This is a genomic window from Ruegeria sp. CG3, assembly GCF_056537205.1.
Map to the genome: position 1 here is coordinate 513,320 of NZ_JBQFRC010000001.1, position 17,231 is coordinate 530,550.

The 17,231-nt window shown below is 61.7% G+C and carries 18 protein-coding genes; 12 read left to right on the forward strand and 6 right to left on the reverse strand.

All coding sequences use genetic code 11. The features are described 5' to 3' along the window. The first annotated feature begins 17 nt into the window (after window positions 1–17). The 3 genes from ACR0NB_RS02550 (at window position 18) to ACR0NB_RS02560 (ending at window position 2,036) form a co-directional block, all read left to right on the forward strand. Window positions 18–737, forward strand: a complete 720-nt coding sequence (locus ACR0NB_RS02550; RefSeq protein ID WP_480774855.1) for a hypothetical protein — start codon at window positions 18–20, stop codon at window positions 735–737. Between the two features lie 33 nt (window positions 738–770). Beyond that, window positions 771–1,499: a SpoIIAA family protein gene (locus ACR0NB_RS02555; protein ID WP_480774856.1), complete on the forward strand. Its 729-nt coding sequence runs from the start codon at window positions 771–773 to the stop codon at window positions 1,497–1,499. Window positions 1,500–1,850: 351 nt separating this feature from the next. After that, entirely contained in the window at window positions 1,851–2,036 is a 186-nt protein-coding gene (locus ACR0NB_RS02560) for a hypothetical protein (protein ID WP_480774857.1), read from the forward strand. A 36-nt stretch (window positions 2,037–2,072) separates the two neighbouring features. Here the strand turns inward: ACR0NB_RS02560 and ACR0NB_RS02565 are convergent, their stop codons facing one another. The 3 genes from ACR0NB_RS02565 to ccmI are packed head-to-tail and all read right to left on the reverse strand — an operon-like array spanning window position 2,073 to window position 4,015. Beyond that, window positions 2,073–2,306, reverse strand: a complete 234-nt coding sequence (locus ACR0NB_RS02565) for a DUF1289 domain-containing protein (RefSeq protein WP_170337967.1) — start codon at window positions 2,304–2,306, stop codon at window positions 2,073–2,075. 18 nt (window positions 2,307–2,324) lie between these two features. Further along, window positions 2,325–2,789, reverse strand: a complete 465-nt coding sequence (gene ruvX, locus ACR0NB_RS02570) for a Holliday junction resolvase RuvX (protein ID WP_480774858.1) — start codon at window positions 2,787–2,789, stop codon at window positions 2,325–2,327. After that, window positions 2,786–4,015, reverse strand: coding sequence for a c-type cytochrome biogenesis protein CcmI (gene ccmI / locus ACR0NB_RS02575; protein WP_480774859.1), 1,230 nt, complete (start codon window positions 4,013–4,015; stop codon window positions 2,786–2,788). Before ccmI ends, ruvX begins: the two co-directional genes overlap by 4 nt. 175 nt (window positions 4,016–4,190) lie before the next feature. Between ccmI and ACR0NB_RS02580 the strand changes: the two genes are divergently transcribed. From ACR0NB_RS02580 to ACR0NB_RS02595, 4 genes are all read left to right on the forward strand, one after another. Beyond that, complete coding sequence (locus ACR0NB_RS02580; RefSeq protein WP_170372272.1) at window positions 4,191–5,435, forward strand: sarcosine oxidase subunit beta family protein; 1,245 nt, start codon at window positions 4,191–4,193, stop codon at window positions 5,433–5,435. Window positions 5,436–5,649: 214 nt separating this feature from the next. Next, window positions 5,650–5,979, forward strand: a complete 330-nt coding sequence (locus ACR0NB_RS02585) for a sarcosine oxidase subunit delta (RefSeq protein WP_480774860.1) — start codon at window positions 5,650–5,652, stop codon at window positions 5,977–5,979. A 67-nt stretch (window positions 5,980–6,046) separates the two neighbouring features. Then, on the forward strand, window positions 6,047–9,061 hold the full coding sequence (locus ACR0NB_RS02590; RefSeq protein ID WP_480774861.1) for a sarcosine oxidase subunit alpha family protein: 3,015 nt from the start codon (window positions 6,047–6,049) through the stop codon (window positions 9,059–9,061). Beyond that, the gene (locus ACR0NB_RS02595) at window positions 9,054–9,620 is read left to right on the forward strand and encodes a sarcosine oxidase subunit gamma (protein ID WP_480774862.1); all 567 of its coding nucleotides are present in this window, start codon (window positions 9,054–9,056) and stop codon (window positions 9,618–9,620) included. Before ACR0NB_RS02590 ends, ACR0NB_RS02595 begins: the two co-directional genes overlap by 8 nt. A gap of 52 nt (window positions 9,621–9,672) precedes the next feature. Here the strand turns inward: ACR0NB_RS02595 and ACR0NB_RS02600 are convergent, their stop codons facing one another. After that, window positions 9,673–10,062: a hypothetical protein gene (locus tag ACR0NB_RS02600; protein ID WP_480774863.1), complete on the reverse strand. Its 390-nt coding sequence runs from the start codon at window positions 10,060–10,062 to the stop codon at window positions 9,673–9,675. A gap of 105 nt (window positions 10,063–10,167) precedes the next feature. Further along, window positions 10,168–10,929 carry an FkbM family methyltransferase gene (locus ACR0NB_RS02605; protein WP_480774864.1) on the reverse strand — a complete coding sequence of 254 codons (762 nt, stop codon included), beginning with the start codon at window positions 10,927–10,929 and terminating at the stop codon, window positions 10,168–10,170. A 97-nt stretch (window positions 10,930–11,026) separates the two neighbouring features. Between ACR0NB_RS02605 and ACR0NB_RS02610 the strand changes: the two genes are divergently transcribed. From ACR0NB_RS02610 to ACR0NB_RS02620, 3 genes are all read left to right on the forward strand, one after another. Beyond that, entirely contained in the window at window positions 11,027–11,626 is a 600-nt protein-coding gene (locus ACR0NB_RS02610; protein WP_170358674.1) for a superoxide dismutase, read from the forward strand. Between the two features lie 3 nt (window positions 11,627–11,629). Beyond that, the gene (locus ACR0NB_RS02615; RefSeq protein ID WP_480774865.1) at window positions 11,630–12,511 is read left to right on the forward strand and encodes a metallophosphoesterase; all 882 of its coding nucleotides are present in this window, start codon (window positions 11,630–11,632) and stop codon (window positions 12,509–12,511) included. A gap of 216 nt (window positions 12,512–12,727) precedes the next feature. Then, entirely contained in the window at window positions 12,728–13,189 is a 462-nt protein-coding gene (locus ACR0NB_RS02620; RefSeq protein ID WP_093962458.1) for a host attachment family protein, read from the forward strand. Between the two features lie 48 nt (window positions 13,190–13,237). Here ACR0NB_RS02620 and ACR0NB_RS02625 read toward each other — a convergent pair whose 3' ends face one another. Continuing rightward, on the reverse strand, window positions 13,238–13,789 hold the full coding sequence (locus ACR0NB_RS02625) for an LOG family protein (RefSeq protein ID WP_480774866.1): 552 nt from the start codon (window positions 13,787–13,789) through the stop codon (window positions 13,238–13,240). Between the two features lie 126 nt (window positions 13,790–13,915). Here ACR0NB_RS02625 and ACR0NB_RS02630 point away from each other — a divergent pair, with 126 nt between their 5' ends. Both ACR0NB_RS02630 and ACR0NB_RS02635 read left to right on the forward strand, forming a co-directional pair. Continuing rightward, the gene (locus ACR0NB_RS02630) at window positions 13,916–15,331 is read left to right on the forward strand and encodes a LysM peptidoglycan-binding domain-containing protein (RefSeq protein ID WP_480774867.1); all 1,416 of its coding nucleotides are present in this window, start codon (window positions 13,916–13,918) and stop codon (window positions 15,329–15,331) included. Between the two features lie 76 nt (window positions 15,332–15,407). Continuing rightward, window positions 15,408–17,213, forward strand: coding sequence for an ABCB family ABC transporter ATP-binding protein/permease (locus ACR0NB_RS02635; protein WP_480774868.1), 1,806 nt, complete (start codon window positions 15,408–15,410; stop codon window positions 17,211–17,213). Window positions 17,214–17,231: the final 18 nt, after the last annotated feature.

The window sequence follows — 17,231 nt, forward strand, 5'->3', positions numbered from 1 at the left end:
AGCCCGTAGCCGACTGGGTGACCCACGCCCTACCATTGGCGCAGCAGGCCGCCAGTGACCCGGCCCACCGGCAGTGGTTGGATTGCGAAAGCACCTGGTTCATCGGCGTCGATGCACTGCCCAATGACGGCGCAGGGCGTGTCGGCGCCTCAGCCCCGTTGAGTGGGCAGGCCGTCGAGTTTCTGGTTGAACAATATGGGTCGATCGAATTGCACAAGGGGCAGGTCTCGGTCGTTTATCCCGGCTATCCGCGCCCGCGCAGGGGCGAGAACGAGGCGGCGGCCCGATACCGGGCCAAGCGCGATGCGGCGCATGTGGATGGTCTGAAACCCGGCGGTCCGGACCGCCGGCGCAAGATCGACGAGCCTCACGCATGGGTCCTGGGTATCCCGCTGACACAGGCGAGCGCAAACGCCGCGCCTCTGGTCGTTTGGGATGGCAGCCACAAAATCATGGGCGCGGCATTCCGGGCTGCGTTGGCCAGTGTCCCGCGTACCCGGTGGGCGCAGACTGATATCACCGAGGCTTATCAGGCGGCTCGCCGCAAAGTGTTCGAAGCCTGCCCGCGTATCGAAGTGTCGGCCTCGCCCGGCGAAACCTACGTGTTGCATCGCCATTGTTTGCATGGGGTCGCGCCTTGGGGGGCAGGGGCAACGGCGGGGCCGGACGGACGGATGATTGCCTATTTCCGGCCCGAGCTGCCGGGCGGTGTGGCCGAATGGGTCGAATCCCCGTAACCTTCTGCCATTCTTTGGCTTTGGAGGCTCAAAATGATTACGGTCCACAAGAATTCCGACGGCGCATTGATCGAAATCGAATTGTCCGGCGAAGTAACCAGCGCCGATTACACAAGCACTCTGGTTCCTGCAATCGAGGCTGCGCTGTCGGAACATGACGCCGTCCGCCTGCTGGTTATCGTCGGCCCCGAGTTCAAAGGCTACGATCTGGGCGCTGCTTGGGAAGATACCAAGCTGGGCCTAAGCCATTGGCGCGGGTTCGATCGCGCCGCGGTCGTCGCAGACAAGGGCTGGGTCCAGACCAGCGTGCGTCTGGCTGCGCCGCTTATGCCCTGTCCGGTACAGGTATTCGAGCTGGCCGAGCTGGAAGAAGCGCGCCGCTGGATCCGTGAATCCCTGGGCGTGATCCACATTGTGGATTTGGGCGGGCCATGCGTGCAGGTCAGCCTGATGGGTAAGCTGGATCCCGAGGAATACGAAAAGGCCGAAGCCGATCTGGATGCCATCCTGGGCGACCGGGATGCGTTCCGGTTGCTGATCGATCTGAGGGAGTTTGATGGCTGGCAAGGGCTGACCGCTCTGGCCGCGCATTTCCGTCTGGCCCGCGGTCACGTTGGAATGCTGGATCGGGCAGCCATCGTCGGCGACAAGGCATGGCAGAACATCGCGCAGCGCGTGGGTGGCCACATTCTGGGTACACGTACCCAGTTTTTCCCGTCCGAAGAGATTGAAAACGCCAAAGCGTGGCTGGCTGCCGGATGACGATGGCGCGCGGCCCGAATGATTGGGCCGCGCTGCGCGTCCGGGGCAAATCCTGGATTGACACATGACGCTGTCGCGGGCCGGTCCAACTTGTTACGTTACGTCCTTTTTGCCCAACCGCGAGGCGCGAAGGCATTGTAACTGTTGAGTCTCTCCGGCTGATTTGTCTAATTGGTAAAAAAATTGAAGCGCGACGGCAGGTTTTCCCCCTTTCTCAAAAGCCTGACTCCGGTATGCGCAAATCGTCGCTGCGGGCCGCCACTCACTCACGCATAGTCATACGGCTCGATCCCCCTTTTCCCGAGCTCTCGACCGGCCCGCAGCGACGCAGATTTATTCAGGAAGGCTCGTATGCGGCTGATCAAGTTTTTGAAAAGAAAATCCATGACCAGCGCGGCTGTCGAAGTTGATTTCCAGGCATCCACTCTTCGGCGGGCGCAGACCAGCAAGTCGGAAATCACCCGTTTGTTCCGCAGTGAATTGAAGGCCGGGCAACGGTCCGGTGTGAAGACATGCGCAGACACTGCGAAAGATTAAGAAGACGGTCGGAAGACCGACAAAGCCCTTTGATTGTCAGGATTTGTCCAGACGGGCCGCGCGACCACCCCGTCTCTTGGCCAAGCGAGGCTTGCGGGCAGGCAGGTCATTCATGATTTCGGCGCGTTCCGAGCTGTCCATTTTCGACCAGCGCGTGATTTCGTCGATGGTGCGATAGCAGCCCGTACAGATACGCTCGGTCGGATGCACGACGCAGATCTGGACACAGGGGCTTTCGACCTCGTTCCTTTTCCAAATCATGTTCGTCATCGCCGGTCTCCGGGCTCGTTAAAGAAAGCGCAGCCTGTCCAGCGCTCCTTGCAGGATATAACCCGCCGCGACGTGGTCGATAACCTGTCCGCGACGTTTTCGTGTCGTATCCGCCTCTAAAAGTGCCTTTTCTGCCGCAACTGTGCTCAGACGCTCGTCCCAGAACCCGATCGGGATGTCGGTCAGTTGGGACAGGTTGCGGGCAAACGCGCGGGTCGATTGGCACCTTGGACCCTCGGATCCGTCCATATTCATGGGCAGGCCAAGAACGATCCCTCCGATCCCGCGGTCGGCAGCGATTTCCAGAAGGCGGGCAGAGTCCAGCTTGAATTTCTTGCGGCGCACGGTCTCAAGTGGGCTCGCCACACCGCGCATGCGGTCGGAAACAGCCACGCCGATCGTCTTTTCGCCGAGGTCCAGACCCATCAACGCCTGCATCGGGGGCAGTGCGGCTGCGAAATCATCGAACACGTCCTGGATCATTGCGACAGGCCAGCCTGCTGCGCGGCCGAGTTGATCAGTTCAAGCGCGGCAGGGTCTTCGGCAAACTTGGTCGCGGCTTCATCGCGGATCGCGGCGGCCTGCTCGGTTTCTCCCAGCACCCCAAGCGCCGAGATCAGTCGAGCCCATTCCTGCGGAGAACCACCTTCGGTCGCCAGCCTGTCCGACAATCCGTCAACCATGCCGCGGATCATCTCCTGACGCTCCTCGGGCGTCAATTCCGCCGCAGCTTCCATATCCGACTGGCTGGGGCCGGCACCTGCCGGAGCAGCTGCCATTTCGGGCGCGTTGAAGACGCCGGCGCGCCAGGCAAGTTCGTCGATCTGGGCGCGAATGGCGTTGGCCCAAGGCGCGCCCGGCGGCGACGTGCGCAGCGTGTCCATCCAGACGCGATAGGCCTGGTCCGGCCGTCCGATCTGCAGCAGCATCTGTCCCCAGTAATAGCGCGCCGGTCCCGATTGTGGGTCGCGTTCCAGTGCCTGTCGCAAGGCCGCTTCGGCTTCGGGAGAGACATAGCCCCCTGCCGCCAGGATCAGCATTTCTGCCAGGTTCGAATAGGCGTCCGCCGGAGCCTCATCCCCCATCAACTCGATTGCACGGCGTTGGGCTGCATAACCGGCCTGAAAATTGCCCGCGTTGGTTTCGTGCTGCGCCAATAGAATGTGACCCTGAAGATCGTCCGGTCGGTCGGCCACGGTCGTGCGCAGCTGGTTCAGAAGGTTGGCATAGCTGTCTTCAAGCTGAGGCGCTTCGACGGGTGGGGCCATCTGCTCGGCCTCTTCCTGGCCGGGTCTGTTCTCACGCAGTTCGGCGGCCATTTCCATGCGCGCTGAAAGCGGCTGATCAGGGTATCCGGCAGCACCCAGCTGGCGGTACAGAGCAAACGCTCCGCCGATCAGAACCAGGGCAACGAACCCGATGGCGGTCACCCGAACAGTGGTCGACGGCCCGGTCGCCGCGTCACCCGTGCGGATTTGCGCGTCGGCAGCCAGGATACGGCGCGAAATCTCGGTCCGGACCCGCTCGGCGTCGGCTTTGGCGATCACACCGCGGGCCAGATCGCGGTCAACGCTGGCCAGCTGTTCCTTGTAAACCCGCAGATCGTAGGCCGCCGGATGTTCCTGTCGCCGGCGGGTTCGGGTCAGGCCAAAGGCCAGGAATGCGGTGATCGACAGCGCAAAGAGCAGAAGCAGAACCCAGAATGTCATGATCTCTCCGGAATTGTTGCCCTCACTTAGACCTGCGCGCGCCCGGAAAAAAGGGACAAATGGCCGCGAATGGCCTACATGTCGCAATAGTGCGATATTGCGGCGCTGCACGGCAGGGGTAATCTGTCGCCGCACGGCATATCTTCGGCCAATCACGAACCGGACGGATTCGCTCATGAAACACTATTCAGCCTTTGCCGTAGCGCGAGAGGCGCTGCGCTATCACACCGGATGGGAGCGCGCGTGGCGTTCGCCAGAACCCAAGAAACGGTATGACGTGATCATCGTCGGTGCCGGCGGGCACGGTTTGGCGACGGCGTATTATCTGGGCAAGAATTACGGTATCCAGAACGTTGCAGTGATCGAAAAGGGCTGGCTGGGCGGCGGCAATACCGGGCGGAACACGACCATCATCCGCTCTAACTATCTGCAGGACCCGTCGGCTGCGATCTACGAAAAATCGCGCGGCCTGTACGAGGATCTGAGCCAGGATCTGAACTACAACGTGATGTTCAGCCCGCGCGGCGTAATGATGCTGGCGCAAACCCAGCACGAGGTGCGCGGCTATCAGCGTACGGCGCATGCCAACGCGCTTCAGGGGGTCAAGACCGAATGGATCGAGCCCGAGCGCGTAAAGCAGCTGGTCCCGATCATCAACATCGACGGCCCGCGCTATCCGGTCCTTGGTGCGCTGTGGCAAGAGCGCGGCGGCACCGCACGCCACGATGCGGTGGCTTGGGGCTATGCGCGTGCCTGTTCGAATATGGGTATGGACATCATCCAGCAGTGTGAGGTTACGGGCGTCCGGTCTGAAAACGGTCGCGTCACAGGGGTCGAGACGACCAAGGGCGCCATCGAATGTGACAAGCTGGGCATAGTGGTCGCGGGCCATTCGGGCCAACTGGCCGAGATGGCGGGCTTCCGTCTTCCGGTCGAGGCGCTGGCCCTGCAGGCGCTGGTGTCCGAGCCGATCAAACCCTGCATGGATGTGGTGGTGATGGCCAACACCGTGCATGGTTACATGTCGCAATCCGACAAGGGCGAGATGGTGATCGGCGGCGGCACCGACGGGTTCAACAACTACACCCAGCGCGGCAGTTTCCACCATATCGAGGAAACCGTCCGGGCCCTGGTCGAGACCTTTCCGATGATCTCGCGGCTCAAGATGCTGCGGCAATGGGGCGGGATCGTCGACATGACCGGCGACCGGTCGCCCATCCTGTCCAAGACGCCGCTGGGCGGTTGCTTCATCAACTGCGGTTGGGGCACCGGCGGGTTCAAGGCCATCCCCGGTTCGGGCTGGGGCATGGCGCAGCTGATGGCCACCGGGCATTCCCCGCTGACCGAGGCGTTCTCGCTGGACCGGTTCAAAGAGGGCCGCTTCATCGACGAAAGCGTCGCCGCCGGGGTGGCACACTGATGTCAGTCGCCCCAATGCGACCCGTGAATGGTTTCGGAACTGTTCGCCCTGTCGGATCTTGGTTTGATCGTTTTCCTTTCTTCCGATCGGAAAATGACGAAGGCGATCAGTCCAAAAACGGCAAGCGTGCCAGCAACGGTCAAAACAATGGTCAAAATATCCATGCGCTAAATCTGGGCGTGTGGTCCCTATTTTTCAAGCGAGGAGTGGCATCATGCTGATCCTGAGTTGCCCCTATTGCGGCGTCGACGCCGAAGAGACCGAACTGACTGCCGGCGGCGAAGCGCATATGAAACGCTTCGGTCCCGGCTCGTCGGACGAAGAGTTCCATGACTATCTGTTCATGCGCGAAAACCCCAAGGGCGTGCATTTTGAACGCTGGCGCCACAGCAACGGCTGTGGCAAGTGGTTCCATGCCGCGCGCTGCACCGCGACGCTCGAGGTGTTCGGCACCTATTCGGCCCAGGTCACCGAGCCGCCGCAGGAGATCCGCGATGCGATTTCGGCCAAACGGCCGGGTTGGAAGTGGAGAGAGTTCTCCTGATGCTTCGTCTTTTCAAGAACACATCCGCCGGAGGCCTTGGTGCCTCCACCTGCGAAAGGTCCGCAACATGAGCACCCGTCTCGCAAATCAAGGTCGCCTGATCGACAGATCGAAACCGGTCACGTTTTCATTCAACGGTACCGCGATGCAAGGCTATCAGGGCGACACGCTGGCCTCGGCCCTGCTGGCCAACGATCAGATGATGGTCGGCCGGTCATTCAAATACCACCGTCCGCGCGGCGTCGTGGCCAGCGGCGCCGAGGAGCCCAACGCGCTGGTCGGTTTGGGGCAGGGCAACCGGTTCGAGCCGAACCAGCGCGCCACTACGACCGAGCTGTTCAACGGCCTGACCGCGATCTCGCAGAACCACTGGCCCAGCCTGGAATATGACATCGGCGCGGTGAACACGGCTCTGGCGCGGTTCCTGCCGGCGGGGTTCTACTACAAGACGTTCATCCACCCCAAGCCGTTCTGGAAACATGTGTACGAGCCGTTCATCCGCCAGTCCGCCGGTCTGGGCAAGGCGCCCGATAAGGACAGCCGCGATGCGGATACCTATGAACACTTCTATGCCTTCACCGACGTATTGGTGATCGGCGGCGGTGTTGCGGGCCTGCAGGCGGCCAAGGCCGCGGCGCAATCGGGCGCCAAGGTCATGCTGATCGAACAGACCGCCCATTGGGGTGGCCGCGCGCCTGTCGACGGCGGCACCGTCAACGACGAGCCTGTGGATAAGTTCGTGGAACAATTGGTTTCCGAACTCGAAACAATGGATAACGTCACCCTGCGGTCACGCTGCATGGGGGCCGGGGTCTATGACCACGGTTACGTGCTGGGATACGAGCGTCTGACCGACCACAAACCCGGCACCCAGGGCCCGCGCCACCGCCTGTGGCGCATCCGCGCCAAGCAGGTCGTTACGGCCACCGGCGCGATCGAGCGCCCGCTGTCCTTTGCCGGTAATGACGTGCCGGGGGTGATGCTGGCCTCGGCCATGCGCGACTATGTGGTCAACTGGGGCGTGACTCCGGGCGAGCGGGTGATCGTCGCCACCAACAATGACGACGCCTACCGAACCGCGATCATCCTGAAACAGGCTGGGGTGGATGTGTTGCGCGTCGTCGATGCCCGTCCCTCGGCCGGGCCGCTGGCGGACGAGGCGCGCAGCCTCGGTATCCGGGTCGATCCCGGCAAGGCCATCGCCAAGGTCAAGGGCGGCAAGCGGGTCAAGAAGGTCGCGATCTGCAACCAGGAAGGCATCGGCGGCGCTCGGGAAGAGGTCGAATGTGATGCGGTCGCCATGTCGGGCGGCTGGTCTCCGGTGGTGCACATGTGGTCCCATTGCGGTGGCAAGCTGATCTGGGACGAAGCCAACGCCCATTTCCGCCCCGACCCCGACCGTCCGCCGCTGGGCGCGGATGGCGCAGGCTTTGTTGTGGCCGCAGGCTCGGCAAGCGGGCCGCTGGCGCTGGGCGAGGTGCTGGCCGATGCCCACGCCGCGGGCAAGGCCGCAGCCAAGGTCGCCGGGTTCAAGCCGAAGAACACCAAGGCACCGCAGGGCGAGGCCGAGACCGAAGCGCCCATGCCGGCCGTTTGGCTGATGCCCGCCAAGGCCGAGGTGCAGCTGCGCATGAAGTCGTGGCTGGACTTCCAGAACGACGTGAAGGTCTCGGATGTGCAATTGGCCGCGCGCGAAGGCTATGAAAGCGTCGAGCACACCAAGCGTTATACCACGCTGGGCATGGCGACGGATCAAGGTAAGCTGAGCAATATCAACGGTCTGGCGATCCTTGCTGATGCGCTGGAGTCGGAGATTCCCAAGGTCGGCACCACCACTTTCCGCCCGCCCTACACGCCCATCTCGATGGGCGCCATCGCGGGCGAGGCGCGCGGCGAGGTGTTCCAGCCGATCCGCCGCACGCCCATGCATGACTGGCATGACCGGAATGGTGCCGATTGGGAGCCGGTGGGCCACTGGCGTCGCCCTTACGCCTATGTCCGAGCCGGGGAAACCGTGCATGACGCGGTGAACCGCGAGGTCAAGAATACCCGTGAAAACCTCGGGCTGTTGGATGCCTCGACGCTGGGCAAGCTGATCGTCAAGGGCCCGGACGCCGGCAAGTTTCTGGACATGATGTACACCAACATGATGTCCACGCTGAAGGTCGGCAAATGCCGCTATGGCCTGATGTGCTCGGAAAACGGCTTCCTGATCGACGACGGCGTTGTCGCCCGCATCGACGAGGACACCTGGCTGTGCCACACCACCACCGGCGGGGCTGAGCGCATCCATGCCCACATGGAGGAATGGCTGCAGACCGAGTGGTGGGACTGGAAGGTCTATGTCGCCAACGTGACCGAGCAATACGCCCAGGTCGCCGTAGTGGGCCCAAACGCCCGCAAGGTGCTGGAGAAGCTCGGCGGCATGGATGTCAGCCGCGAGGCGCTGCCCTTCATGGAATGGCGTGACGGCCAGATCGGCGGCTTTGACTGCCGGGCCTACCGCATCTCGTTCTCGGGCGAGCTGTCCTATGAAATCGCGGTGCCCGCCAGCCAGGGGCAGGCGTTCTGGGACGCTCTGATGGAAGCCGGAAAAGAGTTCGGCGTGATGCCTTATGGCACGGAATGTCTGCACATTCTGCGGGCCGAGAAGGGCTTCATCATGATCGGGGACGAGACCGACGGCACCGTGATCCCGCAGGATCTGGGGCTGCACTGGGCGATCTCAAAAAAGAAAGAGGATTTCCTGGGCAAGCGCGCGCAGGAACGCTCTCACATGACCGATCCGGACCGCTGGAAGCTGGTGGGTCTGGAAACTGTGGATGGTTCCGTTTTGCCCGACGGCGCCTATGCAGTGGGCGAGGGCGTGAACGCCAACGGTCAGCGCAACGTGATCGGGCGCGTCACCTCGACCTATTACTCGGCCAACCTGGGCCGGGGCATCGCCATGGGGCTGGTCAAGAATGGACCGAACCGAATGGGAGAGGTGATCGAATTCCCGGGCACCGACAACAAAATCTACAAGGCCAAGATCGTGGACCCTGTGTTCTACGACAAGGACGGGGAGAAGCAGAATGTCTGAACCCATCAGCGCACTGAACCACGCAAGCTTTGACGGCATCGCCCGGATCGAGGAATGCGGCCTGCAGGGGATGATAACCCTGCGTGGAGATCTGTCCGACAAGCTGGTGACCAAGGCGGTCAAGGATGCCACCGGCCAGAAGATGCCCGGCCAGCGCGAGGCTTTCGTCGATGGCGAGACCGGCGTCTGCTGGATGTCGCCGGACGAGCTGCTGGTGCTTGTTCCCTACGCCGAGGTCGAGGCCAAACTGGCCGCCATGCAGGACGCGCTGAGCGGTGTGCATGCCTTGGCGGTCAACGTCTCGGACGCGCGGGCGGTGTTCCGGGTCTCGGGGGCGACCGCGCGTGAGGTGCTGGGCAAGGTTGCGCCCGTCGATTTCTCGTCCGATGCCTTCCAGCCCGGCCAGATCCGGCGCACGCGCCTGGCGCAGGTTGCGGGGGCGTTCTGGATGGACGACGCGGAATCCTTTCGCCTGGTGTGCTTCCGATCAGTTGCGGATTACGTGTTCAAGCTGTTGAAGGTTGCGGCGCAGCCCGGCAGCGAGGTCGGATACTACTGAACCCGACCCCACCTTGGCAGACAGAAAAAGCCCCGGACATCACCGGGGCGTTTCATTTTTTGACGGCCTCGCATCTGCCGGTTCCGTAAGGTTTGTTCGATGCCCCGACATTCACGAAACTGCCGCTCACCTTCAGCCCGCCATCTGCCGCAAGATTCGCCTGATAGCGCATGCGAATGGCCTGACCTTCGGTGCTTTTGAGCGTCACGTTCCAGATCATCCGATAGCCCTTGGACCCACGATCCCGAAGCTGCGCGTTGGCCCAGTCATGGTATTTGCTGGCGGCTTGGGCCGTGCCGGCCTCGGGGTCGATTTGAAAGGCATATTCGGGTGCAACCCAGCCGTGGCTATCCTTTTTCGTGATTGTGCACTTGTAAGCCGTGGGGGATGCGGCAGCCGCCTGTGCTGTCAGGACCGCAGCGAGAAATGGAATAAGTCGCAAGTCAATTTTCCTGTAATTTCAATGATCAATACAGGAAAATGAACACCGCGTCGTCGGGTGTTCAAGGGCAAACTCTCGTTTGGGTAGAGTTTCCGTTACGGAACTCTATTCCGTGAACAGGACGCTGCGGTACTGGGTCAAAGCGCTCGGGTCCAGCAAGTCCTGGGCCGAGATTGGGCGCCCGGCTTCATCGTGCATGTTCGAGTAGAAAGACAACGTCGCAAGCAGGGCTTCGACCCGTTCGGCGCGGTTGTTTTTGTCCAGTAGGGGCGCGTGCAGCGACAGATACAGGGCTGGCTTTTGGTCCCGTAGCCAGTCAGAGAGCGTTGGCAGAACCGCAAACTCCGCCCCTTCGATATCCATCTTGACCAGCGACACGCCCGACAGGTCGGTCGCTGTGGCGAACAGATCCCAGGCGATGGTCAGCGCGTCGGTTCCATGCGCGCCGTCATGCAAGAGCGAACTTGTGGAATCGCCACGCTCGCCCCTGACCGAGGCCATGCGGGCCACGCCGAACCGGTCGGACAAAGCCACGCCAAAGGCCGAGACGTTGCGGATGTCGTTCAGATCGAGGTTCCAGGCCAGGTGGCGATAGGCGGTCGGGTCGGGTTCGAAACACCAGACATGCCGGGCCTTGCGCGCGCCATACAGAACCGTCGGCCCGATCCATGCGCCGATGTCCAGATAGTCGCGGTCTGGCGAAAGATGGCGGTCGAGCACGGCGAAGGTTTCGGGCTCCCAGTTGCCGGCCGAGGCCTTGCGCCAGAATTTCGAATGGTAGGGGTCCAGCCGGAACACCTCGCCATTCAGGTTGCCTGCATAATGACCGCGGGCACGGTAGAACATCTTGCGCGCCTGCGTCAGCATCGCGGACCTCCGGGTTTTCTGCGCTCGGGCCTTGACCTGCGGCGGTTGCCAAAGCATTTAACCTTGGGAACGCAACACAAATTTACAGGGGGCCGAGATGGCTTTTGAACTTCCTGATCTTCCTTATGCACATGACGCGCTGGCAGCCAAGGGCATGTCGGCGGAAACGCTGGAATATCACCATGATCTGCACCACAAGGCCTATGTCGACAACGGCAACAAGCTGATCGCCGGGACCGAGTGGGACGGCAAGACGCTGGAAGAGATCATCGTCGGGACTTATGACAAGTCGGCCGTCGCACAGAACGGGATCTTCAACAACATCAGCCAGCTTTGGAACCACAACCAGTTTTGGGAAATGATGGGTCCGGGCGAGTCGAAGATGCCGGGCGAGCTGGAAAAGGCGTTGGTTGAAAGCTTCGGTTCGGTCGAGGAGTTCAAATCGCAGTTCAGCGCGGCGGGAGCCGGTCAGTTCGGTTCGGGCTGGGCGTGGCTGGTCAAGAATGCCGACGGCTCGCTGGCGGTTACCAAAACCGAAAACGGTGTGAACCCGCTGTGCTTCGGCCAGACGGCACTGCTGGGTTGCGACGTGTGGGAGCACTCCTACTACATTGACTTCCGCAACAAGCGCCCGGCTTACCTCTCGAACTTCCTCGACAACCTGGTGAACTGGGAAAACGTTGCATCGCGGATGTAACTCTTGACCCGACGAGGGTTCATCAAGGGCCTGCTGGCGGTGACGCTGGCAGGCCTTGTTGTTTCGCTGTACGGGTTCTTTATCGAACCGGCTATGCGGCTGCGGGTTCGCAAATGGAAGCTCAAGCGCGCGGACTGGACGGCGCCTCCGCTGCGGATCGCGGTCATCGCCGACCTTCATGCCGGCGAGCCATTCGTTACCGTAAAGCGTATCAAGCAGGTCGTAAGGCGCACAAATGCGCTGGATGCCGATCTGGTCTTGCTGCTGGGGGATTTCACCGCCAGCCACAGGATGGTTTCGAAACCTGTCGCGATGGCGGACATCACCCCGGTTCTTGCCGGACTGACCGCGCGCCATGGGGTTTTCGCGGTGCTGGGAAACCATGACTGGTGGGATGATACGGCCGCTCAACGCCGGGGCGGTGGGCCCAACTTATATGCCGATGCGTTGGCCGCGAGTGGCATCCCGGTCCTATCCAATTCTGCGCAGAAACTGGATGGTCCGGGAATCTGGCTGGCGGGCCTCGAAGACCAACTGGCCATCGTGGAGGGCAATGGGCGATACCGCGGCCTGGACGATCTGTCCGGCACGTTGCGGCAGATTACCGATGACGCGCCCGTCATCCTGATGGCGCATGAACCGGACATATTTCCCCAAGTGCCAGATCGCGTTGCCTTGACACTGTCCGGTCACACGCATGGTGGGCAAATCAGACTGTTTGGGTGGTCGCCCGTGGTGCCCTCGCGGTTTGGCAATCGCTATGCCTATGGCCCTGTGCGTGAAGGTGGAAGGGATCTGGTAGTTTCCGGCGGCATCGGGTGCTCGATCCTTCCGGTCCGGTTTGGTGTTACACCCGAGATTACGCTTGTCGAGATTTCTGCCTGATCCGCGCTTCGGGTGGAAACTTGCCGATACGTCAACTTTTGCGCGCATGCGCCGTTGCAAGACGCCAAAGAGTGATTAGTTGGTAGATGCGGGAGGAGAGAACCGCCAAAACCAAAACAATGAGGGAATAGCTGCCGAATTGTGCCGTGGGTGCAAGATGTTGGCTGTTCTTGTTCGGGCGGGGGACGGCCACGAAAACCACAACGGGAGATCGCAATGGTCGCACTTGCACAGGGTACTTGGGTCATCATCGCCGACGGGGAAAAAGCGCTGTTCACGGAAAACGTGACGGATGCCGAGAACCCCAATCTGGTGGTCGTATCGGTTGAGGAACAGGATCATCTCGCCGCGCGGAGCAAGCCCTCGGATCGGGCGGGACGGCGAAATGATACCGGGCCGAACCAGAAATCTGCGGTGGAAGAAGACACCTGGCGCACCCATGCCAAATCCCTGTTCGTTCAGGACGTGGCCAACCTGCTCAACAAAAAAGGGCTGAAGGGCGCGTACAAGCGGCTTGTTCTGGTTGCCAGCCCACAGGTCCTGGGTCTGCTGCGCCGGCGCCTTCACAGCGAAGTTCTGGCCAAAGTCGTAGCCGAAGTCGACAAGACCCTGACCAATCATCCACTGCACAAGGTCGAAAAGGTGCTGCAACGTCAGCTGCGCACCTCGACCGCCTGATCTTGCTGGTTCGGGACTCACGGGCGGGGAAGACGCCCGTGACGTCTATTATTTCAATAACTTGCGCAATTCGTTCATCGCGGAATCGGCGTCGTCTACCCATGTGATGAAACGGGCCAAGGAGGCATCCGCAAAACCTGCGTCGATCACCTGATCCAAAAGCGTGTGAAGCGCGTCCCAGTATCCGTCCACATTCATCACCAGAATGGGTTTGTCATGTAGGCCCAACTGGCGCCAGGTCAGTGCCTCGAACAACTCGTCCAACGACCCGGGTCCGCCGGGCAGCACGACCACGGCATCCGCATTCATGATCATGACTTTCTTGCGCTCGTGCATCGTTTCGGTGACCACGAAACGCGTCAGATCTGTTTTTCCCACTTCCCGCCGGAGCAGATGAACCGGTATCACGCCGAAGGTTTCGCCTCCGGCCGCTTGCGTGGCCCGCGCGACTTCGCCCATCAGGCCCACGTCACCCGCACCGTAGACCAGCCGCCAGCCTTCGGCGGCCAGCAGCCGTCCAAAGGTGCCAGCGGCCTTCGTGTAGGCCGAATTCGCGCCATTGCGTGACCCGCAATACACACAGATCGATTTCTGGGACATCAAACAGCGACTCCGGGGTTGTGTCAGAGGTTTTGACCCGTGATAGCGGGATTGGTAAATTGGCTCAACCGTTCGGCGGAAAGCTTTTGAGTCAAGGCATTTGCGCTGCGGAGTGAAGGAAAAAACATGGACGCCAAATCGGGAAGCGGTAGGTCGGGTGCATTCGTCTGGGGTATCCTTGCGGGTATCTTGGCTGTGATTGGCGCCGGGGGCTTGTATCTTTCGGGTGTCTTCGGTCCTGCGCCGCAGTCTGAACAGTCCACTACGGAAGAGGCCGTCGCCGAAAGCGCCAGCGAAGAGACGACTGAGCCAGCCGCTGCACCGGCACCAAGCCCGGATGCAGAGGACTCGCAGGTCGTTGCGGAACCTGACAACGCGGACGAGGTTCAGACCTCGACCGAGACCGAAGAAGCAACAGCGCCGGAAGCCGAAGAGAAAACTGCGACCGACGAGCAGACTGCGCAGGACGCGACGGTTGAAGAACAGCCGGCAGAGGCTGCTCCCACACCCGAGGCTAACGCGGCCGCAACTGCTCCGACGCTCGACCAGATATTCGTGGAGCCCGACGGCAATGCGCTGCTGTCCGGCAAAGGCGACCCGGGCAGTCAAATTCGTATCCTGCTGGATGGCGAGCCGATCCACAGCTTCACGGTCGATGGCAGCGGCCAGTTCGCCGAGTTCGTCACCATCCCCTTCAGCGAGGCCGCGCGAGGTCTGGTTCTTGAAGCCGGTGACGGTACCCGGTCTGCGCAATCGGATGACTATCTGATCGCCGCGTTGCCCAAGCCGCCTGCGCCACCCGCTAAGGACGAGCAAGTCGCCAGCACGGACACCGAAGCGCAGGACGAAACGGCGGAACAGCCGTCTGTGGCCGCAGTCGCAGAGGACACCGAGGTCGCGCAAGCGGACGAGACCGTTTCCGGGGCGCAGGACGAAGAAGCAACCTCACCCGAGGCCACGACCGAGACTCAATCCAGCGAAAGCCAGCAGGTGGCCGTTTTGCGGTCCGGTGAGGAAGGGGTTGAGCTTGTCCAGTCGCCGTCGTCCGAAGACGCGTCGCCCGAGCAGGTTGCGCTTGATACGATCGGCTATTCCGACGCTGGCGATGTCCAATTGTCCGGCCGTGTGTCCGAGGGTGCTGCGGTTCGGCTCTATCTGAACAACAAGCTGGTGGCCGATATCACGCCAGGGCAGGACGGTGATTGGCGCGGGGAAATCCAAGAAGTCGATCCCGGTGTCTATACGCTGCGCGTTGACGAAGTCGACACGGACGGAACGGTGCTGAGCCGTCTGGAAACGCCGTTCAAGCGCGAGCCGGTTGAAGTTCTGCAGGCGGCCGAGGCGCAGGATGCGGTGCCGGGCGCCGACCAGAGCACGCCGATCCGGTCCGTTACCGTGCAAAAGGGCGATACCCTGTGGGCGATCTCGCGAGAGCGTTTTGGCGACGGTGTTCTGTATGTCCGCCTGTTCGATGCGAACCGCGACCTGATCCGCGACCCCGACCTGATTTATCCGGGCCAGGTCTTCACCATCCCGGAATAAAGGCTTAGGTCTTGCGGGGCCGGGTTTTCGCCCGGCCTCGAAGCTTTCCGGGTCAGACATGAGAAGACTTGCGCCTATGCATTCCGCAGACATGCCACAGATGGACGAACGCAAGTCGGGTTGGCTGACCATCCGAAAAGTGGCTCCGTACCTGTGGCCCGAAGATGAGCCGTGGGTCAAACGGCGGGTGGTCTTCGCGATGGCCATGCTGGTTCTGGCGAAGTTGATCGCGGTCTATACGCCGATCCTGTACAAAGGCGCGGTTGACGCGTTGGCGGGCGAGGGCGTGCCGCCTTTGGCGCTGGGCGCCGTAGGGCTGACCGTGGCCTATGGCGTGGCGCGGATGATGACGGTGGGGTTCCAGCAGTTGCGCGATGCGCTGTTCGCGCCGGTGGGGCAACGCGCGCTGCGGGCGCTGGCGCTGGAAACCTTCCAGCACATCCACCAGCTGTCGATGCGCTATCATGTGACCCGCCGTACGGGCGGCCTCAGCCGGATCATCGAGCGCGGGGTCAAGGGTGTGGAGTTCCTGCTGCGCTTTCTCCTGTTTTCGATCGGCCCTCTGATCCTTGAACTGCTGCTGGTAGCGGTGGTTCTGATGTGGCTGTTCGACGTCTGGTACCTGGTCGTGGTGGCCGTCACCATCGCGCTGTACATCTGGTTCACCTTCACGGTCACCGAATGGCGCGTGAAGCTGCGGCGCGAGATGAATGACCAGGATACCGAGGCCAACCAGCGCGCCATCGACAGCCTGCTGAATTTCGAAACCGTCAAGTATTTCAACGCCGAACGGCGCGAAGCTGAACGATATGACGTGTCGATGAAGGCCTATGCGCAGGCCGCGTTGAAAACGGCATACTCGCTGGCCTTCCTGAATTTTGGTCAGTCCTTCCTGATCACTTGTGGCCTGATCGGAGTAATGGTTCTGGCCGCGATCGGCGTTCAGAACGGGCAGTTGACGGTGGGCGATTTCGTGATGGTCAACGCCTACATGATCCAGATCACCGTGCCGCTGAACTTTCTGGGCACCGTCTATCGCGAGATCCGGCAGGCCTTGGTGGATATGGGCCAGATGTTTCAGCTGCTGGAGCAGCCGGCCGAGGTGGTGGACAAGCCAGACGCAAAACCTCTGCAGATCACCGAAGGCCGGGTCGAACTGGACGATGTGCATTTCGGCTATGATCCGGACCGCGAGATCCTGCGCGGTGTCTCTCTGGTGGTGCCGGGGGGGCAGACCGTTGCCATCGTGGGCGCGACCGGCTCGGGCAAATCCACCATCGGGCGGTTGCTGTTCCGGTTCTACGACGTGACCAAGGGCGCGTTGCGGATCGACGGGCAGGATGTGCGCGACGTGACGCAGGAAAGCCTGCACGCCGCCATCGGCGTGGTGCCGCAGGATACAGTGCTGTTCAACGACACTATCCGGTACAACATCGCCTATGGCCGCGAGGGGGCCTCGCAGGCCGAGATCGAAGCCGCCGCAAAAGCCGCCCAAATCCACGACTTCATCATCTCTCTGCCCGAGGGGTACGAGACCAAGGTGGGAGAGCGTGGCCTGAAGCTCTCTGGCGGCGAGAAGCAGCGCGCGGGCATTGCGCGGACGCTGTTGAAGAACCCGCCGATCCTTCTGTTGGACGAGGCCACCAGCGCGCTGGATACCGACACCGAGCAGGACATCAAGGATGCCCTGGCCCGCGCAGGCGAAGGGCGCACGGTGATCACCATCGCCCACCGCCTGAGCACGATTGCCGAGTCCGATCAGATCGTCGTTCTGGAAAAGGGCGAAATCATCGAGCAGGGCACCCATGATGAGCTGCTGCGCCGTGAAGGGCGTTATGCCCAACTGTGGAACCGCCAACAATCGGATACGCAGGCGGCCTGAAACCTCGTCAGCTAGGGT

Excerpts from the sequence above, each read along its gene's own strand:
- ACR0NB_RS02555 (WP_480774856.1), top strand. The coding sequence starts at position 771 with ATGATTACGGTCCACAAGAATTCCGACGGCGCATTGATCGAAATCGAA.
- ACR0NB_RS02560 (WP_480774857.1), top strand. The coding sequence starts at position 1,851 with ATGCGGCTGATCAAGTTTTTGAAAAGAAAATCCATGACCAGCGCGGCT.
- ACR0NB_RS02565 (WP_170337967.1), bottom strand. The coding sequence starts at position 2,306 with ATGACGAACATGATTTGGAAAAGGAACGAGGTCGAAAGCCCCTGTGTC.
- ruvX (WP_480774858.1), bottom strand. The coding sequence starts at position 2,789 with ATGATCCAGGACGTGTTCGATGATTTCGCAGCCGCACTGCCCCCGATG.
- ccmI (WP_480774859.1), bottom strand. The coding sequence starts at position 4,015 with ATGACATTCTGGGTTCTGCTTCTGCTCTTTGCGCTGTCGATCACCGCA.
- ACR0NB_RS02580 (WP_170372272.1), top strand. The coding sequence starts at position 4,191 with ATGAAACACTATTCAGCCTTTGCCGTAGCGCGAGAGGCGCTGCGCTAT.
- ACR0NB_RS02585 (WP_480774860.1), top strand. The coding sequence starts at position 5,650 with ATGCTGATCCTGAGTTGCCCCTATTGCGGCGTCGACGCCGAAGAGACC.
- ACR0NB_RS02590 (WP_480774861.1), top strand. The coding sequence starts at position 6,047 with ATGAGCACCCGTCTCGCAAATCAAGGTCGCCTGATCGACAGATCGAAA.
- ACR0NB_RS02595 (WP_480774862.1), top strand. The coding sequence starts at position 9,054 with ATGTCTGAACCCATCAGCGCACTGAACCACGCAAGCTTTGACGGCATC.
- ACR0NB_RS02605 (WP_480774864.1), bottom strand. The coding sequence starts at position 10,929 with ATGCTGACGCAGGCGCGCAAGATGTTCTACCGTGCCCGCGGTCATTAT.
- ACR0NB_RS02610 (WP_170358674.1), top strand. The coding sequence starts at position 11,027 with ATGGCTTTTGAACTTCCTGATCTTCCTTATGCACATGACGCGCTGGCA.
- ACR0NB_RS02620 (WP_093962458.1), top strand. The coding sequence starts at position 12,728 with ATGGTCGCACTTGCACAGGGTACTTGGGTCATCATCGCCGACGGGGAA.
- ACR0NB_RS02625 (WP_480774866.1), bottom strand. The coding sequence starts at position 13,789 with ATGTCCCAGAAATCGATCTGTGTGTATTGCGGGTCACGCAATGGCGCG.
- ACR0NB_RS02630 (WP_480774867.1), top strand. The coding sequence starts at position 13,916 with ATGGACGCCAAATCGGGAAGCGGTAGGTCGGGTGCATTCGTCTGGGGT.
- ACR0NB_RS02635 (WP_480774868.1), top strand. The coding sequence starts at position 15,408 with ATGCATTCCGCAGACATGCCACAGATGGACGAACGCAAGTCGGGTTGG.